Raw genomic sequence first — 25,776 nt, 5'->3', positions numbered from 1 at the left:
AGAACCCGGATTCCGCCGCCCGCTACCGGCCGAGCCGGTTGGCGGTGTGCACCGCGCGCAGGACCGCGGCGGCCTTGTTGCGGCACTCGTCGTCCTCGGCGACGGGGTCCGAGTCGGCGACGATTCCGGCGCCCGCCTGGACGTACGCGGTGCCGCCGCGCAGCAGGGCCGTGCGGATGGCGATGGCGGTGTCGGAGTCGCCGGCGAAGTCGAGGTAGCCGACGCAGCCGCCGTACAGTCCCCGCCGGGACGGTTCGAGTTCGTCGATGATCTGCATCGCGCGCGGCTTGGGGGCGCCGGAGAGGGTGCCGGCCGGGAAGCAGGCGGTGAGCACGTCGAAGGCCGTACGGCCCGCCGCGACGCGTCCGGTCACGGTGGACACGATGTGCATCACGTGCGAGTAGCGCTCGATGGACATGAAGTCGACGACCTCGACGGAGCCGGGCTCGCAGACCCGCCCCAGGTCGTTGCGCCCCAGGTCGACGAGCATCAGGTGCTCGGCGCGCTCCTTGGGGTCGGCGATCAGCTCGTCGGCGAGGGCCTGGTCCTCCTGGACGGTGGCGCCGCGCGGCCGGGTGCCCGCGATGGGGTGCACCATCGCCTGCCCGTCCTCGACCTTGACCAGGGCCTCGGGAGACGAGCCGACGACATCGAAGCCGTCGAAGCGGAAGAGGTACATGTACGGGGAGGGATTGGTCGCCCTCAGTACGCGATAGACGTCCAACGCGCTTGCCGTGCACGGCGTTTCGAAGCGCTGGGAGGGGACGACCTGGAAGGCCTCGCCCGCCCGGATGCGCTCCTTGATGTCCTCGACGGCGTCCTGGAAGTCCGGGCCGCCCCACAGGGCGGTGTACTCGGGCAGCTCGGAGGGCGGGAGCGCGGCGGGCGGCTGGGAGACCGCGCGGGAGAGGTCGGCCTCCATGGCGTCGAGGCGGGCGACCGCGTCCGCGTAGGCCTCGTCGACGCCCGTGTCGAGGTCGTTGTGGTTGATCGCGTTGGCGATCAGCTGGACCGAGCCGTCCCAGTGGTCCATGACGGCGAGGTCACTGGTGAGCAGCATGGTCAGCTCGGGGAGCTGCAGGTCGTCCCGCTCGCCGGGGCCGATCTTCTCCAGGCGGCGCACGATGTCGTAGCCGAGGTAGCCGACCATGCCGCCGGTGAACGGGGGCAGGCCCTCTCCGTGCGGGGTGTGCAGGGCCTCGATGGTGGCGCGCAGGGCGGCCAGCGGGTCCCCGTCGACGGGGACGCCGACGGGCGGGGTGCCGAGCCAGTGGGCCTGCCCGTCGCGCGCGGTCAGGGTGGCTTGGCTGCGGACGCCGATGAAGGAGTACCTGGACCAGGAGCGGCCGTTCTCGGCGGATTCCAGGAGGAAGGTGCCGGGGCGCTCGGCGGCCAGCTTGCGGTACAGCGCGACCGGCGTGTCGCCGTCGGCGAGGAGCTTGCGGCTGACGGGGATGACACGGCGGTCGGTGGCCAGCTTGCGGAACGTCTCGAGGTCCATGGCGGCTGACCTTACTGATCCAGTGACGGTACGCCGGAATCGGCGTCCTGGGTGTCCACGGAGGCCGCCTCCTTGAGGAGCACGTCCTCGTCGAAGCAGGTACGGGCGCCCGTGTGGCAGGCGGCGCCCACCTGGTCGACCTGGACCAGGATCGTGTCGGCGTCGCAGTCCAGGGCCACGGACTTCACCCACTGGAAGTGGCCGGAGGTGTCGCCCTTCACCCAGTACTCCTGGCGGCTGCGCGACCAGTACGTGCAGCGGCCCGTGGTGAGCGTGCGGTGCAGTGCCTCGTCGTCCATCCAGCCGAGCATCAGCACCTCACCGGTGTCGTACTGCTGGGCGATGGCGGGGACGAGTCCGTCGGCGCTGCGCTTGAGGCGCGCGGCGATCTCGGGATCCAGGCCGTTGGGGCTGCTGGGCTGGGGCGTGCTGGTCATGCCGACCATTGTGCCGCGCCCGTGGGACGCACCCGCCGGTTGTCCACAGGCCGGACCGTGCGCCCCTGAACGCCGATGTCCACTGGGCGGGCTCCTGGGGCGGTCGTAGGCTTGCTGGCATGTCGACCCATGCCAAGCGTGAACGACTTCTCCTCGCCGACCTGTTGGAGGCCGAGGGCCCGGACGCCCCGACCCTGTGCGAGGGCTGGAACACCCGTGATCTCGCCGCGCACGTGGTGGTGCGCGAGCGCCGCGCGGACGCCGCGGGCGGGCTGCTGCTCAAACAGCTCGCGCCGCGTCTGGAGCGGGTGCAGGCGGAGTTCGCCGAGAAGCCGTACGAGGAGCTGATCCAGCTGATCCGTACGGGCCCGCCCCGCTTCTCGCCCTTCGCGCTGAAGCAGATCGACGAGGCGTCGAACACGGTCGAGTTCTACGTCCACACCGAGGACGTGCGGCGGGCCCAGCCGGACTGGACGCCGCGCCCGCTGGACCCGGTCTTCCAGGACGCCCTGTGGTCCCGTCTGGAGCGCACCGCCCGCCTCGCCGGCCGTGGCGCCCCGACCGGCCTGGTGCTGCGCCGCCCGGACGGCCAGACGGCGGTCGCCCACCGGGGCACACCGGTGGTGACGGTGACCGGCGAGCCCTCGGAGCTGCTGATGTTCGCCCTCGGCCGGCAGAAGACGGCCGACGTGGAGCTGGAGGGCGACAAGGACGCGATCGCGAAACTGAGCGAGACGAAGCAGCTGGGTCTCTGAGCGAGCTCACCGAACCGGGTGCGGCTCCGGACCGCCGCACCTGCCAGGGCCCCGAGCGGCCTGCTCAGCGTGGCAGCTCGGCGCGGCGCAGAGGCCGGGAGCAGAGGGCGATGATCCCGCTCAGGGCGCAGATCGCGGCGCAGGCCGTGAAGACCGGGCCGGTGCCCCACCGGTCGACGGCCCAGCCGACCACCGGGAAGGTGAGCGGCGCGACGCCGAAGCCGACCAGGGTCGAGACCGAGATGACACGACCGGCGTAGGCGGGTTCGGTCTGCGCCTGCACCAGCGCGCCGCTCAGGGCCCCGCCCAGCCCGGCCAGCAGTCCGACGCACAGGGCCACGCAGGCCCCGGCGGCGACGGACTCCACCTGCGCGAGCCCCCCGATGGCCACCGAGCTCGCGACGGCCGTCACCGCCATCACGAGTCCGGCGCGCGGCACCCACCCCCGCAGGGCGAGCAGCAGGGACGCCGCACCCGCGCCGGTCCCGAACCCGGCGAGCACCCAGCCCATCCCGGAGGACCCCCAGCCGCGCTGCTGCGAGAGCAGGGTCAGGCCGAGGTTCATCGGTCCGACGAACCCCAGGTCGGAGACGGCGATGGCGAGCACCAACGGGCGGAGCACCGGGTGTCGGCGGATGCGCCGGAGCCCGTCCCGGAGTTCGGCCATGACCGCTCCGCGCGCCTTGTCGTCGTCCGCGGGCAACCGCCCGACCCGTATGGTCAGCAGCATCGGCAGGGACACCCCGATCAGCAGCGCGGCCAGTCCGAACGCTCCGGCGGTACCGCCGAGGGCCACGCCCAGGCCGCCGAGCGGGCCGCCGAGGACGGTGGCGAGCCGGGTCGCGAGGCCCCGCATGCCCTGGACCCGGGCGAGCTGGCTCCGGGGGGCCAGCAGGGCGGGGAGAGCGCCCGCGGCGGGCAGGAAGACGGCGTCCACGACCCCGAAGAGCACGGCCACCGCGCCCAGCGCCCAGAGTCCGGGGCTGGTCGCGAGGAGCAGCCCGGCGGCGGTCAGGACGAGGGCACAGCGCACCGCGCCGCTGCCGACGACCACGCGACGCGGCCCGAACCGGTCGGCGACCACTCCCCCGCCGAGCATCAGCAGGGCGCGGGGCACGGCACTGGCGGCCGTCACTAGCCCGGCCTGCGCGGGTGTCCCGGCCTGGACGGCGGCCCAGGACAGGGCGATGTAGTAGACGTTGTCGCCGATCGCCGACGAGGTGTACGCGCCGAGCCAGCGCAGCACGTTGGGGTCACGGTGGGCGGGCCGTTCGTCGGCCGCGCCCGACCGCACTGCGGTGACGCTCATGGGGTGTGTCCTCTCAGACCCGGCTCGGACCCGGACCGGGACCTGGACCGGACCCGGCTCGGACGCGGCTCAGACGCGGAACGGGAAGGCGTACGTGTGCACCGCGACGTTCTCGCGGCCTTCGGTGTCACCGGCCTCCTCGGCGGCCCGGCCCCGCTCCGTGTAGGCCTTGAACAGGGCCTGCATGTCCGCGACCAGCTCGGACAGCTCACCGGCCGTCAGCCGCATCGCGGACTCGGAGGACTCGGCGGCGCGGTTCCACTCGGGCGTCCAGTGAGCGCGTTCGTCGAGGTAACGGCGGTACAGGTCGGCGCGCTGCTCGGAGAAGAGCCGACTGGCCGCGGTGTACACAGCGGCCTTCTCCGGCGCGCCGCGGAAGTCCTCGTCGCGGATGCTGACCCCGTCGGAGGCGGGCTGCCACCAGCGCTCCCGACCGTCGGCGCTCTGTGCCGGCGCCTCCTCGATCACGCCGTGCTCGGCCAGCTTGCGCAGGTGGTAGCTGACCAGTGAGACGGCCTCGTCCACCTGCTCCGCCAGCTGGGAGGCGGTGGCGACCCTGGCCACGATGAGCCCCCGGTAGAGCTTCATCCGCAACGGATGGGCCAGCGCCTTGAGCGTGCCCATGTCCGTGATCCGGCGGTTCTCCTTGCTTGCCATGTCCCCAACCGTAGATACGAAAGAAAAATTGCACAACAGATTTTGCGCAACTTATCTTTCGCATCTGCCCACAAGCGAGCCCCGGCCACCCGGTGACCGGGGCTCAGCGCACTGGGTGCACCGCCGACGTCAGCGAACGGGTCGCCCCGCCCCCCGCAGCGCCTCCTTCACCTGGCCGATCCGCAGATCCCCGAAGTGGAAGACGGACGCGGCGAGCACCGCGTCGGCGCCCGCGGCGATGGCGGGCGGGAAGTCGGCGAGCCGGCCCGCGCCCCCGCTGGCGATGAGAGGCACGGTGACGTGCTTACGGACGGCCTCGATCATCTCGATGTCGTAGCCGTCCTTCGTGCCGTCCGCGTCCATCGAGTTGAGCAGGATCTCGCCCGCGCCCAGCTCGGCGGCCTGGTGGGCCCACTCGACCGCGTCGATGCCGGTGCCCTTGCGCCCGCCGTGGGTGGTGACCTCGAAGGTCCCCGCGGGAGTGCGCCTGGCGTCCACCGACAGCACCAGCACCTGCCGTCCGAACCGCTCCGCGATCTCCCGGATGAGCTCGGGCCGGGCGATCGCGGCCGTGTTGACCCCGACCTTGTCGGCGCCCGCCCGCAGCAGCTTGTCGACGTCCTCGGCGGTGCGTACGCCGCCGCCCACGGTGAGCGGGATGAAGACCTGCTCGGCCGTGCGGCGCACCACGTCGTAGGTGGTCTCGCGGTTGCCCGAGGACGCGGTGATGTCCAGGAACGTCAGCTCGTCGGCGCCCTCGGCGTCGTACACCTTGGCCATCTCGACGGGGTCGCCCGCGTCACGCAGGTTCTGGAAGTTGACGCCCTTGACGACCCGGCCGTTGTCCACGTCCAGGCATGGGATGACTCGTACGGCAAGGGTCATGCTGCGGACACTCCGTCTTCCCCGCCGGAGCGGAACGCCTCCACCTCGACCTCGACGACCAGTCGCGAGTCCACGAAGCCGGAGACGATGATCATGGACGCGGCGGGACGGACGGTGTCGAACAGCTCCTTGTGGGCGCGTCCGACCTCCTCCACGTCCCGGGCGTGGGTGATGTACATGCGCGTACGGACGACGTCGTCACGGCCGAGGCCGAGCTGCTGCAACGCGGCGAACGCGGCGTTGAAGGAGTTGACCGCCTGTTCGTACGGGTCGCCGTCGACGATCGCTCCGTCGATCACGGAGGTGCAGCCGGCGACCAGCACCAGGCCGTTCGGCAGCTCCACCGCGCGGGAGTAGCCGAAGGCGTCCTCCCAGGGCGCGCCGGTCGTGACACGTCGTACGTCGCTCACTTGGCTACCGCCTCCAACGCCTCTTCCAGGGTGAACGCCTTCGCGTAGAGGGCCTTGCCGACGATGGAGCCCTCGACGCCCAGCGGCACGAGCTCGGCGATGGCGCGCAGGTCGTCCAGGGAGGAGACCCCGCCCGACGCGACCACCGGGCGGTCCGTCGCGGCGCACACATTGCGCAGCAGTTCCAGGTTCGGGCCCTGCAGCGTGCCGTCCTTGGCGATGTCCGTGACGACATAGCGCGCGCAGCCCTCGGCGTTGAGGCGCTCCAGCGTCTCGTAGAGGTCGCCGCCGTCGCGGGTCCAGCCGCGGCCGCGCAGCGTCGTGCCGCGTACGTCGAGACCGACCGCGATCTTGTCACCGTGCTCGGCGATGACCTTGGCGACCCACTCCGGGGTCTCCAGGGCGGCGGTGCCGAGGTTGACCCGGGTGCAGCCGGTGGCGAGGGCCGCGGCGAGCGTGTCGTCGTCGCGGATGCCGCCGGACAGCTCGACCTTGATGTCCATGGCGCCGGCGACCTCGGCGATGAGCTTGCGGTTGTCGCCGGTGCCGAACGCGGCGTCCAGGTCGACGAGGTGCAGCCACTCGGCGCCCGAGCTCTGCCAGGCGAGGGCGGCCTCGAGGGGGGAGCCGTAAGAAGTTTCCGTCCCGGACTCGCCGTGCACGAGCCGGACGGCCTGGCCGTCGCGGACGTCGACGGCGGGGAGGAGTTCGAGCTTGCTCACAGTGTTCCGATCCAGTTGGTGAGGAGCTGGGCTCCGGCGTCGCCGGACTTCTCGGGGTGGAACTGCGTGGCCCACAGGGGGCCGTTCTCGACGGCCGCCACGAAGGGCTTGCCATGCGTCGACCAGGTCACCAGGGGGGCGCGCAGCGCCGGGTTGCCGACTTCCAGGGACCAGTCGTGGACGGCGTAGGAGTGCACGAAGTAGAAGCGCGCCTCGGCGTCGAGCCCCGAGAAGAGCCGGGAGTCGGCCGGGGCCTCGACCGTGTTCCAGCCCATGTGGGGCACGATGTCGGCCTGGAGCGGCTCGACCGTGCCGGGCCACTCGTCGAGGCCCTCGGCCTCCACGCCGTGCTCGATGCCGCGCGCGAAGAGGATCTGCATACCGACGCAGATGCCCATCACCGGGCGGCCACCGGACAGCCTGCGGCCGATGATCCAGTCGCCGCGGGCGTCCTTGAGGCCCTTCATGCAGGCGGCGAAGGCGCCGACGCCGGGCACCAGCAGTCCGTCCGCGTTCATGGCCTTGTCGAAGTCACGCGTTATCTCGACCTCGGCGCCCGCGCGCGCGAGGGCACGCTCGGCGGAACGCACGTTCCCGAAGCCGTAATCGAAGACGACGACCTTCTTAGGAGCGGTCAATTCCACACCTCCAGCCTCATGACGCCCGCGATCAGACACATCGCGGCGCCGAAGGAGAGCAGCACGATGAGACTCGCGGGCATCTTCTGCTTGACGAAGGAGTAGACACCGCCCAGGAGGAAGAGCCCGACGACGATGAGGATGGTGTTGAGACCTGTCATGGCTTTACAGCGCGCCCTTCGTGGAGGGGAGGATGCCGGCGGCGCGCGGGTCGCGCTCGGAGGCGTACCGCAGCGCCCGGGCGAGCGCCTTGAACTGGCACTCCACGATGTGGTGCGCGTTGCGTCCGTAGGGCACGTGCACGTGCAGTGCGATCTGGGCCTGGGCGACGAAGGACTCCAGGATGTGCCGGGTCATCGTCGTGTCGTACTCGCCGATCATCGGCGCCATGTTCTCGGGCTCGGTGTGCACGAGGTACGGGCGGCCCGACAGGTCGACGGTCACCTGGGCGAGGGACTCGTCCAGCGGGACCGTGCAGTTGCCGAAGCGGTAGATGCCCACCTTGTCGCCGAGTGCCTGCTTGAAGGCGGCGCCGAGCGCGAGGGCGGTGTCCTCGATGGTGTGGTGCGAGTCGATGTGCAGGTCGCCCTCGGTCTTCACGGTCAGGTCGAACAGACCGTGCCGGCCGAGCTGGTCGAGCATGTGGTCGTAGAAACCGACGCCCGTCGACACCTCGACCTTGCCGGACCCGTCGAGATCGATCTCGACGAGGACCGACGTCTCCTTGGTCGTCCGCTCCACTCTTCCGACGCGGCTCATGCGCTCTGCTCCTTCTTCAACTCACGGACCGCGTCCAGGAACGCGTCGTTTTCGGCCGGGGTGCCGGCGGAGACCCGCAGCCATCCCGGTACGCCGTTGTCCCGGACCAGGACGCCCCGGTCGAGGATCTTCTGCCAGGCCTCGTGGGAGCCACCCTCGCCGTCGAATCGCCCGAACTGGACGAAGTTCGCGTCGGACTCGGTCACCTCGTACCCGATCGCACGCAGTTCGGCGACCAGGCGGTCACGCTCGGCCTTCAGCTGCTCGACGTACCCGAGCAGCGTGTCGGTGTGCTCCAGGGCGGCCAGGGCGGTGGCCTGCGCGACGGCCGACAGGTGGTAGGGCAGCCGTACGAGCTGGACCGCGTCGACGACCGCGGGGTGCGCGGCGAGATAGCCGAGGCGCAGTCCGGCCGCGCCGAACGCCTTCGACATCGTCCGCGACACGACGAGATTCGGCCGGCCCTCGATCAGCGGCAGCAGCGAGTCGCCGTGGCTGAACTCGATGTACGCCTCGTCGACCACGACCATGGAGGGCCGGGCGGCCTGCGCCGCCTCGTACAGCGCGAGGACCGTCTCGCGCGGCACCGCGTTGCCCGTGGGGTTGTTGGGGGTGGTGATGAAGACGACGTCCGGGCGGCTCTCGGCGATGGCCCGCTCGGCGGCGGCCCGGTCGATCGTGAAGTCCTCGCTGCGGGGACCCGAGATCCAGGCCGTGCCGGTGCCGCGCGCGATGAGCGCGTGCATCGAGTACGAGGGCTCGAAGCCGATCGCCGTACGGCCGGGGCCGCCGAAGGTCTGCAGCAGCTGCTGGATGACCTCGTTCGAGCCGTTGGCCGCCCAGACGTTCTCGACGTCGACCCGGTGCCCGCCGGTCCTCGTCAGGTACTTGGCCAGCTCGGTGCGGAGCTCCACCGCGTCGCGGTCGGGGTAGCGGTTGAGGTTGCGGGCGGCCTCGCGGACCCGCTCGGCGATCCGCTCGACGAGCGGTTCGGGCAGCGGGTACGGGTTCTCGTTGGTGTTCAGCCTTACGGGCACGTCGAGTTGGGGCGCGCCGTAGGGGGACTTGCCGCGCAGCTCGTCCCGTACGGGAAGATCGTCGATACCGGTCACTTGCTCTCTGGAACCTTCCACCCGAAACGAGCCTTGATCGCCGCCCCGTGGGCCGGCAGGTCCTCCGCCTCCGCGAGCGTCACCACGTGGTGCGCCACCTCGGCGAGGGCGTCGCGCGTGTAGTCCACGATGTGGATCCCGCGCAGGAAGGACTGGACGCTCAGCCCCGAGGAGTGGCAGGCGCAGCCGCCGGTGGGCAGCACGTGGTTGGAGCCCGCGCAGTAGTCGCCCAGCGACACCGGCGCCCAGGCGCCGACGAAGATCGCGCCCGCGTTCTTCACCCGGCCGGCGACGGCGGCCGCGTCCGCCGTCTGGATCTCCAGGTGCTCGGCGCCGTACGCGTCGACGACCCGCAGGCCCTCGTCCACGCCGTCGACGAGGACGATCGCGGACTGCCTGCCGCTGAGCGCGGGGACGATCCGGTCCTCGATGTGCTTGGTGGCCGCGACCTGCGGCTCCAGCTCCTTCTCGACCGCCTCCGCCAGCTCGACGGAGTCCGTGACGAGGACGGCGGCGGCGAGCGGGTCGTGCTCGGCCTGGCTGATCAGGTCGGAGGCCACGTGCACCGGGTCGGCGGTCTCGTCCGCGAGGATCGCGATCTCGGTGGGACCGGCCTCGGTGTCGATGCCGATCTTGCCCGTGAAGTAGCGCTTGGCGGCGGCGACCCAGATGTTTCCGGGACCGGTGACCATGTTGGCGGGCGGGCAGGACTCGGTGCCGTGCGCGAACATCGCGACGGCCTGGGCGCCGCCGACCGCGTACACCTCGTCGATGCCGAGGAGGGCGCAGGCGGCGAGGATCGTGGGGTGCGGGAGCCCCCCGAACTCTTTTTGCGGCGGGGAGGCGAGCGCCATGGAGGCGACTCCGGCCTCCTGCGCCGGAACCGCGTTCATGATCACGGACGAGGGGTAGACCGAACGCCCACCGGGCGCGTACAGACCGACGCGCTCGACCGGCACCCACTTCTCGGTGACCGAGCCGCCCGGCACGACCTGGGTGGTGTGCGCGGCGCGGCGCTGCTCGCGGTGGACGAGGCGGGCGCGGCGGATGGACTCCTCCAGGGCCGCGCGCACGGCCGGGTCGAGCTGCTCCAGGGCCTCGGCGAGGGCCTGGGCCGGGACCCGTACGGAGGCCAGCCGCACCCCGTCGAATTTCTCCGCGTAGTCGATCAGCGCCGCGTCGCCACGATGATGCACGGCCTCGCAGATCGGACGCACCTTCTCCAGGGCGGCCAATACGTCGAAGTCGGCTCGGGGCAGCAGGTCGCGCAGGGCGGAGCCCTCGGGGAGGGCGTCGCCGCGCAGATCGATTCGGGCCATACGAAGAGATTGCAGCACGGTCCCAATTCTCTCAGACGGCGATAAGGCGCCGGACGCCTGTATCAATGGCTGATACAAGCCGTCCCAGGCTCCCCCTGGAGATCTCCGTCACCAATAGCGTTCGGCCCGTCACACAGCGGGCATGAACGGCTGTACGAAACCCGCCAGTAGCTGGGGAGGGAGGGACGTGACGTGACCGAGGGTGCCGGCGTCCGCGGTGGGGACCTGCCGGACGAGTTGACCGCCGCCGAGGCCGGGATGTGGCAGGCCTTCCGCAACGGCAGCGTGTACGACCTGCGCAGCGGGGACATGACCGTGGACGATCCGCACGGCGGCCATCCCTGGGGGCCCGAGCGCAGTGTCCGGGCCCGGATCGTGGCATGGCTGCTGCTCGACGGGCCGCCCGCCCTCCAGGGCCGGGTCGCCTCCCTGAAGCTGACCGGTGTGCGGATCACGGACGTCCTCGACCTCGCGGGCGGCACGGTGGTGCCGTACGTCGAGCTGAAGGGCTGCCGGTTCGAGAAGGAGGTCCTGCTGCCGGAGGCGCACTTCACGACCGTACGTCTGGTCAACTGCTCGGTGCCGCGCCTGGAGGCGGCCCGGGTGCACACCGAGGGCGATCTGCATCTGCCCCGCTGCCGTTTCCACAACGGGGTGCGGCTGACCGACGCGCAGATCGGTACGGATCTGCTGCTCAACCAGGCCGTGGTCTACCGGGACCGGCGCGGCCGCTCACTCACCGGCGACGGCATGACCGTGGGGCAGGACCTGCAGGCCGAGATGCTGGAGTCGCACGGTGAGCTGAGCCTGCGTGGCGCCACCGTCGGTGTCTCGCTCAGCCTGCGCGGCAGCAAGCTGACCAACCCGTACTCGCGGCTCGCCCTGAACGCTCCCCAGCTGACCGTCAACCGCACGCTCTACATGACCCCCGCGGGCCTCGGCAATCCCCTGCTGACCAGCGGCACCACCCCGGCGCGCGGAACGCTGGTGCAGCCCTTCGAGTGCCAGGGCGGGATCCGCCTCGACGACGGACGGTTCGGGGACGCCCTCGACTTCGAGCGGGCCCGTTTCACCTTCGACGACGACCAGGGGCTGTCCCTGCTGCGGGTGCAGACGCCCGAGCTGCGCTTCCTCGGGGAGCGTCCCGAGCGGGGCAAGGTGGTCCTGTCGGGTGCGCGGATCGTCAATCTCGTCGACCGGGCCGACAGCTGGCCGGGCCCGGGCAACCTCCACATGGGCGGCTTCAGCTACGAGAACCTCGTACCGCAGGGGGGCTTCCCGCTGACCCGGCGCCTGGAGTGGGTGGCGGCGGCGACCGCGGAGTACAGCCCGGAGCCGTACGAGCGGCTGGCCACCGTGCTGCGCGACTCCGGCGAGGACGAGGACGCGCGCGAGGTGCTGCTCGCCAAGCAGCGCCGCCGCCGCGAGACCCTGCCGCTCGCGGCCAAGCTGTGGGGATACGCGCAGGACTGGACGGTCGCCTACGGGTACCGGCCCGGCCGGGCGGCCCTGTGGATGGCGGTGCTGTGGGCGATGTCCTCGATCGCCTTCTCGCACGCGACCCACACCCCGGTGAACGGCGGGCATCCGCCGTGGAACGCCGCGCTGTTCGCCCTCGACCTGCTGCTGCCGGTGATCGACCTCGGCCAGGTGGACGTCTGGCAGCTGCGCGGCGCCTGGCAGTGGCTGGCCGCGGTGGTGATCCTCCTGGGCTGGATCCTGGCGACGACGGTGGCGGCGGGGGCGACCCGGCTGCTGCGCCGCAGCTGAGAGGCCTGATGGGGCCTGGCGGGGCCTGGTGGGGCGGCATCCGGCCATACTGTTGACAGGTGTTCAATAGTAGAACAACAGTCACTTTTTACTCACCCTTGACCATCTGACATACAACCAAACGAGGGTTACGAAAGTGTCACCGCGCACCCTCTGGTACAGCTCCGACCTGCGGCTTTCAATGGTCGACACCATGGCACTGCTGCGCGCGTTCATCCGTACGGCCCGGATGGTCAAGAACACTTCGCGCCTCGCCGCCGGACTGCCCGCCGACGACGAGGTACTGCTGGACGCCCCGGACGAACGGCTCGCCCCGGCCCTCGTCGCGGCGGCCCGCGGCGAGTACGACATCGCGGCCAAACTGCTCGCCGCCACCCGCGAGGCCGCCGAGTGGGAGAACCGCGACCGGTACGCCAGGCGTCTCGCCGCTTTCGCGCGCACCCGCGACGAGTGGCTCCAGACCTGGCAGAGCGAGTCCCCGCACGACCCGGACGCGCTCCTGGTCAAGGCCGAGCTCGCGGTGCGCCGCTGGTGGGAGTCGCCCGCCCGCGCCGAGCTGCTGCGCGAGGTCGGCCCGCTGATCGCCGCCGCCGCCGAAGGCGACCCGCGCGACCCGGTGCCCTGGCGGATCGCGCTCGACCACGCCCGTGGCACCAACGCCGGGCACACCGAGTTCGAGAAGCTGTGGGCCGAGGCCGTACGCCGCTCCCCGCACCACTACGGCTGCCACGTGGCCGCCCTGAAGTACCTGTCGGCCGCCTGGTACGGCTCGCACCGCGAGTGCTTCGACTTCGCCGAGCGGGCCGCGCAGGACGCGCTGCCCGGCTCACTCGTACAGGCGCTTCCGGTGCGCGCGGCCTTCGCCTATCTGACCGAGGGCGGCCGGGCCGTCATCCCGCGTGAGCGGCTCGACGAGGCGGCCGACCTCGCGATCGCGGTCTCGGCGGCATACGCGCCCGCCGACCCGTGGCCCGCCGAGGTGCGCAACCTCCTCACCTACGTCCTGATCAGGCTGGAGCGCTGGCAGGACGCCCTGGACCAGCTCCGTCTGATCGGCCCGTACGCGACCTCGTTCCCCTGGGACCGGGTCTCCGACGACCCGCTGGGCCAGTTCCTGGAACTGCGCGACGGAGTCCGCCTGGAGGTCGCCTCGGACATCCCCCTCCATCCACGGAGTGAGCACGGCGGACGCGCTCGCTCCGGCGACCATTAGGCTTTCGCGTCGTGACCACCGTCCGGCTCCCGCTCTTCCCCCTGAACTCGGTACTGTTCCCGGGTCTCGTGCTTCCCCTCAACATTTTCGAGGAGCGCTATCGCGCCATGATGCGCGAACTGCTGAAGACCCCCGAGGACGAACCGCGCCGGTTCGCCGTCGTCGCCATCCGCGACGGCCACGAGGTCGCGCACACCGCACCCGGCATGCCGGACCAGACGGCGCTGCCGCAGCGCGGTCCCACGGCCGGGTTCGGCGACGACCCGCTCAAGGCCTTCCACGAGGTGGGCTGCGTCGCGGACGCGGCCACCATCCGGGAGCGCGCCGACGGCAGTTTCGAGGTACTGGCCACCGGCACCACACGGGTACGGCTCCTGTCGGTGGACGCCTCCGGCCCGTTCCTGACGGCCGAACTGGAGGAACTTCCGGAGGAACCCGGCGAGGAGGCGGGCGCGCTCGCCGAGGGCGTCCTGCGGGCCTTCCGCCAGTACCAGAAGCGGCTGGCGGGCGCCCGCGAACGCTCACTGTCCACCGGCGCGGACCTGCCGGACGACCCGGCGGTGGTCTCCTACCTGGTGGCGGCCGCCGTGATGCTCGACATCCCGGCCAAGCAGAAGCTGCTCCAGGCCCCCGACACGGCCACCCGCCTGCACGAAGAGCTGAAACTCCTGCGCGCCGAGACCGCCATCATCCGTAATCTGCCGTCGTTGCCCGCGGCGGAACTGACGCGCAACCCGACAAGTCTCAACTGAAGGCCTCGGCACCTTGGCGAAGAAGTCGAAGAAGCAGCAGCAGTCCGGGGGCACGCCGGCGACGGTGGCCCTGACGGCGGCGGGCGTCGCGTACACGGTCCACGCCTACGAGCACGACCCCGCGCACCCCTCGTACGGTGAGGAGGCCGCCGAGGCGATGGGCGTCTCTCCCGACCGTGTCTTCAAGACCCTGGTCGCGGACGTGGACGGCTCCCTCGTGGTCGCCGTGGTCCCCGTCGCGGGCTCCCTGGACCTGAAGGCCCTGGCCACGGCGGTGGGCGGCAAGCGCGCCGCCATGGCCGACCCGGCGGCCGCCGAGCGCACCACGGGCTATGTCCGTGGCGGCATCTCCCCCCTGGGCCAGCGCAAGAGACTCCGTACGGTCCTGGACGCCTCGGCCCACCACCACGCCACGATCTGCGTCTCGGCCGGCCGCCGGGGCCTTGAGGTGGAGCTCGCACCCGACGACCTGGCGCACCTCACGGAAGCGGTGTCCGCGCCGGTCGCCCGTGCGTGACCCCTCGACGGATGCGTCGTCGTGCGTTAAGCACAAGAGGCATGTCGAAACGAACCCGCAAACGCAAGTGGCGCACGAAGAAGGGCCGCTCGAACCACGGCCACCGCCCTCCATGACCCACGCGCCCGTCCCCCTGAAGCCGCTCGGCTGACGGCCGACGGTGGCTGAGCACGCAGTTCCCCGCGCCCCCAGGGCGGGGCTTCGCCCCGCATCTCCGGCCCGCCCGGCGTCTTCAGCCCGTCCGGCGTCTGAGGACGAGGCCGTTCAGGCCGTGCGGGGGTCCAGGGGGCGCAGCGCCCCTGGCGGGGTTGAAGGGGCGGAGCCCTTGGGGGTGGGACGGGTAGGGGCGGCGGGGGCGAGGAAAAGCGGCTCGCGCCCCCGGTTCAGGGCTCGTGCCCCCGGTTCAGACCGTCGGAGGCTGCGGTGAGGTCGGAGCCCCGTACGGGCTCGCGTAGGGATCCGGGTCCCGGGGACCGAACAACGCGGTCAGGCCGAGATGAACCACCAGCCCCGCCAGGGACCACGCCAGCAACGCCCCCTTCGCCCCGAGCTTCAACGGCGCGGAGAACGTCACCCCCTTGCCCACAGCCTTGGCATGGGCGACCACGTTCTGCGTCGGCCCGAGCCAGATCCCGATCCGCCAGGCGAGCAGCGACCCGAGCACACCCCCCACCGCCAGCGCGACAACGAGCGGCACACCCCCACGCCGCCGCACCAGAAACACCACCACCGCACTGACCGCACCGAACGCCAACGCGAGCAGCGTGAACGTCCCGTCGACCCCGATGGCCTGCTCACCCTCGGTGTCCTTCAGATACACCGCGCTGTCGTCCGCGATCAGCGGCACATGCGGCGCCAGCCACCACCACAGCACACCGAGCAGCACACCCGCGAGCGCCACCGCCACCGTGACGACGACGGCCTCCAGCACTTCGGTCTTCATCCCGGGCCCGTCCTGCTCGTACCCGACGGTCCCCGCGACGCCGCCGGCGGGCGGAGCCTGCCAGGGATGGGCGTCGTCGGAGGGCGGTTGATGCGGCGGCGGAGGCGGAGTCAGCGGTGCGGTCACACTGACATCGTGCCAGGCCCGGCTGTCGGCCGCGTCACCGGACGGCCGCCCGGCGGTACGCCCAGGTCGCCACCGCCAGCGAGGCCACCCCCACGCCCGCGCAGACGGCGAGGTCACCGACGACGAAGGCCCAGTCGGGGTGCGCCCCGAAGCTCCGCGCGAAGGCCTCGACGCCGTAGGTGGAGGGCAGCAGATCACGGCCGTACTGCACCACCGTAGGCAGCCGGTCCGCCGGCAGCACCCCGAGCAACAGCGCCGCCGACATCCCCAACTGCCCGAGCAGCGTGGCGAGTTCGGGCCGAGGCGCAAGCAGTCCGAGCGCCGCCCCGAGCCCGGCGAGCGCGGCGCCCGCGAGCGGGATCACCGCGACGAGCACCCACAGATGCGCCATCGGCAGCCCGAAGAGCACACAGCCGACGACGGCGGTGACCACGGTCCCGGGCACGGTGAAGGACGCGTACGCGCCCGCGGCACCGAGCACCACGGCCGCCGGCGGCACCGGCAGGGTCGCGTAGTGGTCGAGCCCGCCGCCGGCCCGCAGCTGGCCGAAGTACTGCGCCAGCAGGTTGAGCCCGACGAAGGCGACGACCAGGACCGACGCCCCGGCCACGATGGACCGGGCCTCGCCCCCGCCGTCCACCACGCCACGCATCATGACCATGATGCCGACGGACTGGACCGTGGCCACGAACAGCAGCGGAATCCGCGCCACGCGAGCGCGGGAGAGCTGGGCCCGGTACATGGCGGCGAGGGAGGGCCACAGCCGCGCCCGCGGCCCGAGTTCGGCGGCGTCAACGGCGTCCTCGGCCACGGACAGCGCACTGCCCGGCAGCACCTCAGCGGGTACGACACTCACGTCGAGCTGCTCCTCTTCACTCCGGCAGCCGTCCTGTCCCTGTTTCCGACGCACATTGCCACGCCGCTTCCCACGCCGCTTCCCACACCCACGACGCCCCTCCGCGTCCGTACAGACTCCCCTACGGATTCCGGACCCCGCGCGCTCACGCCTTCACCAACCCCTGCGCGTTGCCGCCGAGCGCGAGGTACACGTCCTCCAGGCTCGGCGTGGCCAGCGTGAAGTCGTCGAGCGCCGCGAACGCGGCGCCTCCGGTGACCGTGGCGACGGCCGCGCGGGCCTCCTCCGGGGCGAGCCGCAGGGTCCAGCGGCGGCCCGACTCGACGGCCCGGGCGCGCAGCGCGGCGACCTCGGGCACGTCCAGCGGGGCGCTCTCGCGCCAGACGAGTTCGACCCGCACCTCGCCCGCGACCCGCTCCTTCAGCCCGGCCGGCGTGTCGCAGGCGATGACGCGGCCCCGGTCGAGAACGGCGACCCGGTCGAGCACGGTCTCGGCCTCGATGACGTTGTGGGTGACCAGCAGCACGGTGGCGCCGTGCTCGGCCCTGCGCCGGTCGACGGCGGACCACACGGCCCGCCGGGCCACGGGGTCCATGCCGGTGGTCGGCTCGTCGAGGACGAGCAGCGGCCGCCGCCCGACCAGCGCGGCGGCGAAGCAGGCCAGCCGCCGCTGTCCGCCGGACAGCTTCTTCAGGGGGCGGGAGGCGATCGGGGTGAGGCCCAGCTCGTCGAGCACGGCGTCCCGCTCGGCCCGCGCCTCGCGCAGTTCGAGCCCGCGCAGCCGCCCGGTCGTCTCCGCGGCCAGCGACACGGTCAGCTCGTCGAGGGCGGTGGACTCCTGTCCGAGGTAGGCGAGGATGCGCGCCGCCCGCTCGGGGTGACGCACGATGTCGTGCCCGAGGATCTCGACACTGCCGCTGTCGGGGCGCATGAGCCCGGTCAGCTGGCGTACGAGGGTCGACTTCCCGGCGCCGTTCGGCCCGAGCAGGCCGAAGATCTCGCCGCGCCGGATGTCCAGCCGTACCCCGTCGGTGGCCCGCACCTCGGGCGTACCGGGAGTGCCCCGGCGTCCGCGGACGGCCGGGTAGGTCTTGGTCAGCGCGCGCACCGAGCACACGACATCGCCCCTGTGCCCGTTCCGGACTGCCTGTGCCGTGCGCGTACTCACGAAGGACGAGCCTACGGGGTCCGATGCCCCGTTATGCGCCCGGGGCCCTCGCCTCGGCCGGTCCACGAGTCATCCTGGACCGGGTCTCAAGGGTCTGGCGCGCCGGAGAAGCGCCCCCACCCACCCGCTCCCAGGAGACACACCCGGGGTTCGAGGGCTCCCCCGGTTCACTCCCCGGCAGGGGCGTGCTCCGCCGCCGTACGCACATCGATCTCCCGCCAGAACCCCGCCCTGATCGCATACCGGTCGTGCTCGTCGATCTGGTCGTCCTTGTGGGCGAGCAGCCCGAAGCGCGCCGCGTAACGCAGCAGCTCGCCGTCCACGCGGTGCGGTACCCGCGGGTACATCGTGGACAGCTTCTGCAGATGGCTCGGGTCGGTGAGCCGCTCCATCCAGCGGCGTGCGAAGACCTGCCCCACCTCGTACGGGTCGCCGCCGACCGTGGTGATGTCCTCCTCGCGGTCGGCCCAGCGCTGCTCGGCGGAGGTGAGCTGGGCGAGCGTGGGCAGCGCGGCGGCCTCCGTGGACTCCGTGGCGCCCCCGGGGCGTTCGATCCACCCCTTGTCGGACGACCACCGCAGCGTCGCGCTCGCGGGGTGCTGGGGGGCCTGGACGCCCGGTGCGCGCAGTGCGGCGAGGTCCTTCGGCGTGGGCACGCCCTTGGGTGCGGGAACCCGCTCCTCGGCCCCGTTCTGCGACTCGGCGGCGGGGCTGTGCTCCGCGGTCTCGGAGGGCCGCTCGGCCGCACCGGCGAGCGAGGAGTCGGGCAGCGGCGCGGAGAGGATCGCGGCGATCTCGGGGCGCGGCACGGGCTGCGGCGCACAGATCCCGCCGAGGTCCTTGGCCCGTACGGCCTTGGTGATCCACGCCCGGTCCAGCACCCGGCGCTCGTCGGCCTCGGCGACCAGGTCCTCGGACTGGTTGTAGTCGCCGTCCGCGGCCTGCACGGCCCACAGGTGTACGGCGACGCCGTGCTCCTTGGCGGCCATCATGCCCGGCAGCAGGTCCCCGTCGCCGGTCACGAGGACCACGTCGGAGCAGGCACGGTTGCGGGCCAGCTCGGTCAGCTCGGCGTGCATGGCGGCGTCGACGCCCTTCTGCGCCCACCGCCCGTCGCTGCGGGTCAGCGCGCCGAGGCGCACCGTGACCCGTGGCATCACGCGCAGCCGGCGGTGCTCCGGTTGCGGAACGCGGTCGGGTGCGCCGTCGAACCAGTAGATGCGCAGCAGGGGCCGCTCCGTGTCGGACTCGGCGCGCTCGCGCAGGCCCTGGATGAGGGCGGCGTGGTCGACGGTGATCCGGGATCGCGAAGGCTCCCCGGCGAGGAGACTGGCAGCAGCCCCGAGCAGATACCCGGCGTCCACCAGGACGATGCAGCGGTCCACGCGGTCCACCCTCTTTCCGGTTCCGGGAGGTTTGCTTCGGGCTTCCTTCGAGTCTGCCCGACGGCGCGGAGGTTAACGGCCCGAACTCGATCTTCGGCGTGGCGAATCGGGGGATAACGCTCCGACAGGGCTTATTACGCACGGTAATTCTCCGAAATGCACTGCTTGTCAGGCTATGTGAATGTGAATCTGGATCCGGCCCTGACCCCTAGGGCCCCACAGGAGGCAATCACCATGGCCAAGAACAAGAACCGCAAGCAGGGCGGCCAGCAGGACCGCTCCTCGCAGGCCGAGCGTGCGCAGGAGCAGGCGCAGCGGTCCTCGACGGAGGCTCACACGCCGATGTCGCAGGCCCAGGGCAGCCCCGCGGACGTCGCCCGCAAGCACCAGAAGCGCTTCGGCCACAACTGAGGCCACGCGTAGGGGCTGTTGAAGCCCAGGCACACACCGAGGGGCGCATCCTGAAACGGATGCGCCCCTCGCGTACATCATCTGATCCTGTCGGCTGGTCCCGTCAGCCCGCGAGGCAGGACGGGCCCAGCAGCACCTTCAAGTCACCGAACAGCGCCGGGTCCGGCTTCACCCGGTGCCGGTCGAGCCGCAGCACGGTGGTCTTGCGCGGGCCCTGGAGCCTGATGCGCACCTCGCTCTCGCCCTTGTGGTGGCTGAGGATCTCGCCGAGGCGGCTCACCATCGGCGGGGTGACCTTCAGTGCCGGGATCGTGAGGATCACGGGTGCGTTGGTGCCCGCGTTCGACAGGTCGGGGACCTGAAGCTCCATCGCGACCAGCCGCGGCACGTCCTCGCGCTTGTCGAGGCGGCCCTTGACGAAGACGACCGCGTCCTCGACGAGTTGGGTCGACACCAGCTGGTAGGTCGCCGGGAAGAACATGCACTCGATGGAACCGGCCAGGTCCTCCACCGTGGCGATCGCCCAGGCGTTGCCCTGCTTGGTCATCTTGCGCTGGAGGCCCGAGATGATGCCGCCGATGGTGACGACCGCGCCGTCCGCGTGCTCACCTCCGGTGAGCTGGGAGATGCCCGCGTCGGCCTTGTCGGACAGCACGTGCTCCAGGCCGAAGAGCGGGTGGTCGGAGACGTACAGACCGAGCATCTCCCGCTCCTGGGCGAGCAGATAGGCCTTGTCCCACTCGTCGGTGGTGAACTCCACGTCGAGTCCGAAGCCGGGCTCGCTGGTGTCCTCGTCGCCCATGCCGCCGAAGAGGTCGAACTGGCCCTCGGCCTCCTTGCGCTTGACCTGCACCACGTTGTCGATCATCGGCTCGAACTGCGCGGTGAGGCCCTTGCGGGTGTGCCCCATGGTGTCGAACGCGCCCGCCTTGATCAGCGATTCCGTGGTGCGCTTGTTGCAGGCGACGGCCTCGACCTTGTCGAGGTAGTCCGGGAAGGAGGCGTACTTCCCCTTGGCCTTGCGGCTCTTGATGATCGACTCGACGACGTTCGTGCCGACGTTGCGGACGGCGGAGAGGCCGAAGAGGATCACGTCGTCGCCCTGGGCGGCGAAGTTCTGCTCGGACTCGTTGACGTTGGGCGGCAGCACCTTGATGCCCATGCGCCGGCACTCGTTCAGATAGATCGCGGACTTGTCCTTGTCGTCCTTGACCGAGGTGAGCAGACCCGCCATGTACTCGGCGGGGTAGTTCGCCTTCAGGTAGGCGGTCCAGTAGGAGACCAGGCCGTACGCGGCCGAGTGCGCCTTATTGAAGGCGTAGCCGGCGAAGGGCACCAGCACGTCCCACAAGGCCTGGATCGCCTCGTCGCTGTAGCCCTTGTCCCGGGCGCCCTTCTGGAAGAGGACGAAGTTCTTCGCCAGCTCGTCGGGCTTCTTCTTGCCCATCACGCGGCGCAGGATGTCGGCCTCGCCGAGCGAGTACCCGGCGATGATCTGGGCGGCCTTCTGCACCTGCTCCTGGTACACGATCAGGCCGTAGGTGACCGCCAGGACCTCCTGGAGGGGCTCCTCCAGCTCCTTGTGGATCGGCGTGATCTCCTGGAGCTTGTTCTTGCGGAGCGCGTAGTTCGTGTGCGAGTCCATGCCCATCGGGCCGGGACGGTAGAGCGCCGAGACGGCGGAGATGTCTTCGAAGTTGTCGGGCTTCATCAGGCGCAGCAGCGAGCGCATGGGGCCGCCGTCGAACTGGAAGACACCGAGAGTCTCGCCGCGCTGGAGCAGTTCGAAGGTCGTCGGGTCGTCGAGCGGGAGGGCCAGCAGGTCGAGGTCGACGCCCTTGTTGGACTTCACCATCTTGACGGCGTCGTCCATGATCGTCAGGTTGCGCAGGCCGAGGAAGTCCATCTTCAGCAGGCCGAGCGACTCGCACTGCGGGTAGTCCCACTGCGTGATGGTCACGCCGTCGGTGTGCCGTACCCAGACCGGGGCGTGGTCGACGATGGGCTCGCTGGACATGATGACGCCGGCGGCGTGCACGCCCATCTGCCGGACCAGGCCCTCGACGCCCTTGGCGGTGTCGATGACCTTCTTCACATCCGGCTCGTTCTCGTACATCGCGCGGATCTCGCCGGCCTCGCTGTAGCGCGGGTGCGAGGAGTCGGTGATGCCGCTGAGGTCGATGCCCTTGCCGAGGACGTCGGCGGGCATCGCCTTGGTGAGACGGTCGCCCATGGCGTACGGGTAGCCCAGGACACGCGCGGAGTCCTTGATGGCGTTCTTCGCCTTGATCTTTCCGTAGGTGCCGATCATGGCGACCTTGTCGGCGCCGTACTTCTCGGTCACGTACCTGATCACTTCGACGCGCCTGCGCTCGTCGAAGTCGATGTCGACGTCGGGCATGGAGACGCGCTCGGGGTTCAGGAACCGCTCGAAGATCAGACCGTGCGGGATCGGGTCGAGGTCGGTGATGCCCATGGCGTACGCGACGATCGAACCGGCCGCCGAGCCACGGCCCGGGCCCACGGCGATGCCCTGCTTCTTGGCCCACATGATGAAGTCCGCGACGACGAGGAAGTACCCCGGGAACCCCATCTGGATGATGACGTCCATCTCGTACTCGACCTGCTTCTGGCGGTCCTCGGGGACGCCGCCCGGGAAGCGGCGCTCCATGCCGAGGCGCACCTCCTCCTTGAACCAGGTGACCTCGGTGAACCCCTCGGGGATGTCGAATTTCGGCATGAGGTTCTTCGCCTCGAACATGCCGGTCGTGTCGATCTGCTCGGCGACCAGGAGGGTGTTGCGGCAGCCCTCCTGCCAGGCGTCCGAGGAGTCCACGGCGTACATCTCGTCCGTCGACTTCAGGTAGTAGCCGGTGCCGTCGAACCGGAAGCGGTCCGGGTCGGAAAGGTTCTTGCCGGTCTGGATGCACAGCAGGGCGTCGTGGGCGGTCGCCTCGTGCGCGTACGTGTAGTGCGAGTCGTTCGTCACCAGGGGCGGGATGCCGAGCTTCTTGCCGATCTCCAGGAGTCCGTCACGGACCCGGCGCTCGATCTCGATGCCGTGATCCATCAGCTCCAGGAAGTAGCGGTCCTTGCCGAAGATGTCCTGGTACTCGGCGGCCGCCTTCAAGGCCTCTTCCTCCTGGCCGAGGCGCAGCCGGGTCTGCAGCTCGCCCGAGGGGCAGCCGGTGGAGGCGATGAGCCCCTCGGACCACTGGGAGATGGTCTCCTTGTCCATCCGGGGCCACTTCTGGAGCCAGCCCTCGGCGTACGCGTCCGAGGAGAGCTTGAAGAGGTTGTGCAGGCCGGTCCGGTTCGCCGCCCAGATCGTCTTGTGCGTGTAACCACCCGAACCGGACACGTCGTCGCGCTTCTGGTGCGGCTGGCCCCACTGGATCTTGCGCTTGTTGCGCCGGGACTCCGGGGCGACGTACGCCTCGATGCCGATGATCGGTGTGACGCCCGCCTTCTTCGCCGTGTGGAAGAAGTCGTAGGCCCCGTGAAGGTTGCCATGGTCACTCATGGCGATGTGCGTCATGCCCATCTCATTGCAGGCGTTGAACATGTCCTTGAGCCGCGCGGCACCGTCCAGCAGCGAGTACTGGGTGTGGACGTGCAGGTGCGTGAACGGCGGCTTTGACACGGCTTCGGCCTCCAAGAAGAACAATCGTCGACAGGCTGCGGACAGTCTGGGGGGACAGCGTCGAAGTCTATGACGCGCCACTGACACTGGAGACGAACACTGGGCGCGAAGCGCCTCAATGAGGGGCGGTGGTCGGGTGACGGGCGGGCCGATCACCCGTACCTTCATCCGGGGCGCGGGGCACGCGCGCGTACCGTTCGTCCCCGGTGCGCGGGCACTCCCGCGTACCTTCGTCCGTTGGGAGAGGACGGAAGCATCCGTCCCGGCGGACGGACACGTCCTTCCCCATGTCAAGCACCACCTGCACCAGGAGGCACCCAGCGATGTCGGTCCCGCAGCTCAGCGCCGAGCAACGCGGCGAGCAGATCCTCGCCGTCTTCGACACCGCCTTCGGCGAGCTCCTGGCCGCCGACCCGGCCGCGTTCCGCGTCAAGTTCCGCAAGATGGCGGCCTCCGCCTTCGCGTTCTACCGGGGCACGGCGGGCCTCTTCTACCACGACCTCACCGCGGAGATCGGTTTCGGGCCGAGGCGCGGCGGACCGTACCTGGACGAGCGCACCTCCCGCGTGTGGATCCACGGCGACCTGCACGCCGAGAATTTCGGCACCTACATGGACGCCAACGGCCGCCTGATCTTCAACGTGAACGACTTCGACGAGGCGTACGTCGGCCCCTTCACCTGGGACCTCAAGCGATTCGCCGCCTCCGTGGCCCTCATCGGGTACGCGAAGGCGCTCAGTGACGACCAGATCACCGAGCTGGTCAAGGTGTACGCGGCCGCCTACCGCGAGCGCATCCACGCCCTGGCCACCGGCGCCAAGAGCGACGAGGTGCCGCCCTTCACCCTGGACACGGCCGAGGGCCCGCTCCTGGACGCGCTGCGTGACGCCCGCTCGCTGACCCGCTTCGGGCTGCTCGACTCGATGACCGAGATCCGCGACTTCGAGCGCCGCTTCGCGCCCGGCGGCGGCTCCATCGAGCTCGACGCTGCCACCCGCTACAAGGTGCTCGCGGCCTTCGACGGGTACCTGGAGACGCTCCCCGAGTCCTCCCTGGCCCGCCCGGACTCCTACCGGGTGAAGGACGTCGTCGGCCGCCGCGGCATCGGCATCGGCTCCGCCGGACTGCCTTCGTACAACATCCTTCTGGAGGGCAACAGCGACGCCCTGGAGAACGATGTCGTGATCTACATCAAGCAGGCCCAGACCCCGGCCGTCTCCCGGCACATCACGGACTCCTCGATCCGCGAGTACTTCCAGCACGAGGGCCACCGCACGGTGATCTCCCAGCGCGCCCTGCAGGCGCACGCCGACCCGTGGCTGGGCTGGACCGAGCTGGACGGCGCCGGCCAGCTCGTCGCCGAGGTCTCGCCGTACGCGGTGGACCTGGACTGGGGCGACATCGACGACCCGGAGGAGATCGCCTCGGTCGTCGCCGACCTCGGCCGGGCCACGGCCACCATGCACGCCGCGGCCGACGACGAGAGCGGCCACTCGGAGCTGGTCCCGTTCTCCACCGAGCGGGCCATCGACGCGGCGATCGCCGCCGACGAGGAGGGCTTCGCGGGCCTCCTGGTGGACTTCGCGCACAGCTACGGCGCACGCGCGCGTGCCGACCACCAGATCTTCGTCGACCTGTTCCGCAACGGCCGGATCCCGGGCCTGTAGGCACCCCGGACGACGGACCCACAACGCTCCCGTAACACATAGGAACCCTTTAGGGGGCCCTTACGGGAGCACGTGGGACACTCGGCTCCGCTATGGACATATCCGGGACCCAGCTCAGAGCCGTGCGCGCGGCACTGTTCACGGCTGTCGTCGTGACGCTCTCCACCGCGTCGCACGTACTGCTGTCCCGGGTCCCGCTGCCGCTGGGCACCATGGCGGCGATCGCCGCGGCCGTCTTCGTCATCGCGTACGCGCTGGCGGGCCGCGAGCGCGGCTTCGGCCGGATCGCCGCCCTGCTCATCCCGCTGGAGCTGACCGCCGACACTGTGTTCACCACGGGCCAGCACGTCTGTTACGGCAGGGCGGGCGGCCCCGTCGCGGGCCCGCTGCGCTCGGTCGGCTTCGACGTGCTGTGCGGCGGCGGCAGTGTGGGCAGCCCGCTGGCCCACGTGACCGGCGGCAGCGGCGACCATGCCGCCACCCTGCTCGCACAGACCGACCCGGCCGCCGCCTGGCTGCTGCTCGCCGCCCATGTCAGCGTCGGGCTGCTCGCGGCCGCCTGGCTGCGCCGCGGCGACCGCGCCCTGGACCAGCTGCTGCGCGCGGTGGCCGCGGCCACCTTCCGGCCCCTGTTGATCGCGGTCGCCGCGGTGACCGTACGGCTCGCCCCGGTACGCCGGCTGCCGCGCCCCGCGCGCCGGAGCGCGGGCGCCCGCACCCGCCTGTTCGTGCACTCCCTGGGACGGCGTGGACCGCCGCTCTCGGCCGCTTTCGCCTGAGCCCTCGCTTCTGCGCGACAGCCCTTGAGCACCAGCAGTCCC

At 71.0% G+C, this 25,776-nt stretch carries 25 protein-coding genes; 8 read left to right on the top strand and 17 right to left on the bottom strand.

Annotated elements, in window-relative coordinates; translation table 11 throughout:
* Positions 1–22: 22 nt before the first annotated feature.
* Positions 23–1,501: an anthranilate synthase component I gene (locus tag AQJ27_RS07975; RefSeq protein ID WP_067363821.1), complete on the bottom strand. Its 1,479-nt coding sequence runs from the start codon at positions 1,499–1,501 to the stop codon at positions 23–25.
* Positions 1,502–1,512: 11 nt separating this feature from the next.
* The gene (hisI, locus tag AQJ27_RS07970; RefSeq protein ID WP_067364798.1) at positions 1,513–1,938 is read right to left on the bottom strand and encodes a phosphoribosyl-AMP cyclohydrolase; all 426 of its coding nucleotides are present in this window, start codon (positions 1,936–1,938) and stop codon (positions 1,513–1,515) included.
* A 119-nt stretch (positions 1,939–2,057) separates the two neighbouring features.
* Here hisI and AQJ27_RS07965 point away from each other — a divergent pair, with 119 nt between their 5' ends.
* On the top strand, positions 2,058–2,693 hold the full coding sequence (locus AQJ27_RS07965; protein WP_060902101.1) for a TIGR03085 family metal-binding protein: 636 nt from the start codon (positions 2,058–2,060) through the stop codon (positions 2,691–2,693).
* Positions 2,694–2,757: 64 nt separating this feature from the next.
* Here AQJ27_RS07965 and AQJ27_RS07960 read toward each other — a convergent pair whose 3' ends face one another.
* The 10 genes from AQJ27_RS07960 to hisD all read right to left on the bottom strand — a co-directional run bounded on the left by AQJ27_RS07960 (position 2,758) and on the right by hisD (position 10,504).
* On the bottom strand, positions 2,758–4,002 hold the full coding sequence (locus AQJ27_RS07960; RefSeq protein ID WP_067363818.1) for an MFS transporter: 1,245 nt from the start codon (positions 4,000–4,002) through the stop codon (positions 2,758–2,760).
* Positions 4,003–4,071: 69 nt separating this feature from the next.
* Positions 4,072–4,659 (bottom strand): ArsR/SmtB family transcription factor, encoded by a 588-nt coding sequence (locus AQJ27_RS07955; RefSeq protein ID WP_067363816.1) that lies wholly within the window; start codon positions 4,657–4,659, stop codon positions 4,072–4,074.
* A gap of 129 nt (positions 4,660–4,788) precedes the next feature.
* A complete protein-coding gene (hisF, locus tag AQJ27_RS07950) occupies positions 4,789–5,544 on the bottom strand; it encodes an imidazole glycerol phosphate synthase subunit HisF (RefSeq protein WP_067363813.1) in 756 nt (251 codons plus the stop codon).
* Positions 5,541–5,954: a RidA family protein gene (locus AQJ27_RS07945; protein ID WP_067363809.1), complete on the bottom strand. Its 414-nt coding sequence runs from the start codon at positions 5,952–5,954 to the stop codon at positions 5,541–5,543. Before AQJ27_RS07945 ends, hisF begins: the two co-directional genes overlap by 4 nt.
* On the bottom strand, positions 5,951–6,676 hold the full coding sequence (priA, locus tag AQJ27_RS07940) for a bifunctional 1-(5-phosphoribosyl)-5-((5-phosphoribosylamino)methylideneamino)imidazole-4-carboxamide isomerase/phosphoribosylanthranilate isomerase PriA (RefSeq protein ID WP_067363806.1): 726 nt from the start codon (positions 6,674–6,676) through the stop codon (positions 5,951–5,953). Before priA ends, AQJ27_RS07945 begins: the two co-directional genes overlap by 4 nt.
* The gene (gene hisH, locus AQJ27_RS07935; RefSeq protein ID WP_067363803.1) at positions 6,673–7,320 is read right to left on the bottom strand and encodes an imidazole glycerol phosphate synthase subunit HisH; all 648 of its coding nucleotides are present in this window, start codon (positions 7,318–7,320) and stop codon (positions 6,673–6,675) included. Before hisH ends, priA begins: the two co-directional genes overlap by 4 nt.
* The gene (locus tag AQJ27_RS57290) at positions 7,311–7,475 is read right to left on the bottom strand and encodes a hypothetical protein (RefSeq protein WP_165854115.1); all 165 of its coding nucleotides are present in this window, start codon (positions 7,473–7,475) and stop codon (positions 7,311–7,313) included. Before AQJ27_RS57290 ends, hisH begins: the two co-directional genes overlap by 10 nt.
* A gap of 4 nt (positions 7,476–7,479) precedes the next feature.
* Positions 7,480–8,073 (bottom strand): imidazoleglycerol-phosphate dehydratase HisB, encoded by a 594-nt coding sequence (gene hisB / locus AQJ27_RS07930; RefSeq protein WP_054217455.1) that lies wholly within the window; start codon positions 8,071–8,073, stop codon positions 7,480–7,482.
* A complete protein-coding gene (locus tag AQJ27_RS07925; protein ID WP_067363800.1) occupies positions 8,070–9,185 on the bottom strand; it encodes a histidinol-phosphate transaminase in 1,116 nt (371 codons plus the stop codon). Before AQJ27_RS07925 ends, hisB begins: the two co-directional genes overlap by 4 nt.
* A complete protein-coding gene (hisD, locus tag AQJ27_RS07920; protein ID WP_067363797.1) occupies positions 9,182–10,504 on the bottom strand; it encodes a histidinol dehydrogenase in 1,323 nt (440 codons plus the stop codon). The genes AQJ27_RS07925 and hisD overlap by 4 nt, the downstream gene beginning before the upstream one ends.
* Before the next feature lie 192 nt (positions 10,505–10,696).
* On the opposite strand from hisD, the gene AQJ27_RS07915 reads away from it, so the two are divergent.
* The 4 genes from AQJ27_RS07915 (at position 10,697) to ybaK (ending at position 14,756) form a co-directional block, all read left to right on the top strand.
* Complete coding sequence (locus tag AQJ27_RS07915; protein ID WP_067363794.1) at positions 10,697–12,274, top strand: oxidoreductase; 1,578 nt, start codon at positions 10,697–10,699, stop codon at positions 12,272–12,274.
* A 181-nt stretch (positions 12,275–12,455) separates the two neighbouring features.
* Positions 12,456–13,487 (top strand): hypothetical protein, encoded by a 1,032-nt coding sequence (locus AQJ27_RS07910; RefSeq protein ID WP_425275195.1) that lies wholly within the window; start codon positions 12,456–12,458, stop codon positions 13,485–13,487.
* Between the two features lie 11 nt (positions 13,488–13,498).
* On the top strand, positions 13,499–14,239 hold the full coding sequence (locus AQJ27_RS07905; protein ID WP_067363791.1) for an LON peptidase substrate-binding domain-containing protein: 741 nt from the start codon (positions 13,499–13,501) through the stop codon (positions 14,237–14,239).
* Between the two features lie 13 nt (positions 14,240–14,252).
* On the top strand, positions 14,253–14,756 hold the full coding sequence (gene ybaK / locus AQJ27_RS07900) for a Cys-tRNA(Pro) deacylase (RefSeq protein ID WP_054231469.1): 504 nt from the start codon (positions 14,253–14,255) through the stop codon (positions 14,754–14,756).
* Positions 14,757–15,159: 403 nt separating this feature from the next.
* Here the strand turns inward: ybaK and AQJ27_RS07895 are convergent, their stop codons facing one another.
* The 4 genes from AQJ27_RS07895 to AQJ27_RS07880 form a co-directional block, all read right to left on the bottom strand.
* On the bottom strand, positions 15,160–15,825 hold the full coding sequence (locus AQJ27_RS07895; protein ID WP_067363788.1) for an AAA family ATPase: 666 nt from the start codon (positions 15,823–15,825) through the stop codon (positions 15,160–15,162).
* Between the two features lie 34 nt (positions 15,826–15,859).
* A complete protein-coding gene (locus tag AQJ27_RS07890; protein ID WP_067363785.1) occupies positions 15,860–16,681 on the bottom strand; it encodes an ABC transporter permease in 822 nt (273 codons plus the stop codon).
* A gap of 145 nt (positions 16,682–16,826) precedes the next feature.
* Positions 16,827–17,849, bottom strand: coding sequence for an ABC transporter ATP-binding protein (locus AQJ27_RS07885; RefSeq protein WP_201264286.1), 1,023 nt, complete (start codon positions 17,847–17,849; stop codon positions 16,827–16,829).
* Between the two features lie 167 nt (positions 17,850–18,016).
* Positions 18,017–19,234, bottom strand: a complete 1,218-nt coding sequence (locus tag AQJ27_RS07880; RefSeq protein WP_067364792.1) for an NYN domain-containing protein — start codon at positions 19,232–19,234, stop codon at positions 18,017–18,019.
* A 234-nt stretch (positions 19,235–19,468) separates the two neighbouring features.
* Between AQJ27_RS07880 and AQJ27_RS57285 the strand changes: the two genes are divergently transcribed.
* Complete coding sequence (locus AQJ27_RS57285; RefSeq protein ID WP_167552113.1) at positions 19,469–19,645, top strand: hypothetical protein; 177 nt, start codon at positions 19,469–19,471, stop codon at positions 19,643–19,645.
* Positions 19,646–19,748: 103 nt separating this feature from the next.
* Here the strand turns inward: AQJ27_RS57285 and dnaE are convergent, their stop codons facing one another.
* The gene (dnaE, locus tag AQJ27_RS07875; RefSeq protein ID WP_067364789.1) at positions 19,749–23,288 is read right to left on the bottom strand and encodes a DNA polymerase III subunit alpha; all 3,540 of its coding nucleotides are present in this window, start codon (positions 23,286–23,288) and stop codon (positions 19,749–19,751) included.
* A 323-nt stretch (positions 23,289–23,611) separates the two neighbouring features.
* Between dnaE and AQJ27_RS07870 the strand changes: the two genes are divergently transcribed.
* Together AQJ27_RS07870 and AQJ27_RS07865 are read left to right on the top strand one after the other, a co-directional pair.
* Positions 23,612–24,955 carry a DUF2252 domain-containing protein gene (locus AQJ27_RS07870; protein ID WP_067363781.1) on the top strand — a complete coding sequence of 448 codons (1,344 nt, stop codon included), beginning with the start codon at positions 23,612–23,614 and terminating at the stop codon, positions 24,953–24,955.
* A gap of 92 nt (positions 24,956–25,047) precedes the next feature.
* A complete protein-coding gene (locus AQJ27_RS07865) occupies positions 25,048–25,734 on the top strand; it encodes a hypothetical protein (RefSeq protein WP_067363778.1) in 687 nt (228 codons plus the stop codon).
* Positions 25,735–25,776: the final 42 nt, after the last annotated feature.

Source organism: Streptomyces olivochromogenes (genome assembly GCF_001514115.1).
Lineage (GTDB): Bacteria > Actinomycetota > Actinomycetes > Streptomycetales > Streptomycetaceae > Streptomyces > Streptomyces olivochromogenes.
Note: the sequence above shows the minus strand (reverse complement) of the source record. Positions and strands in the feature narration are given on the sequence as shown.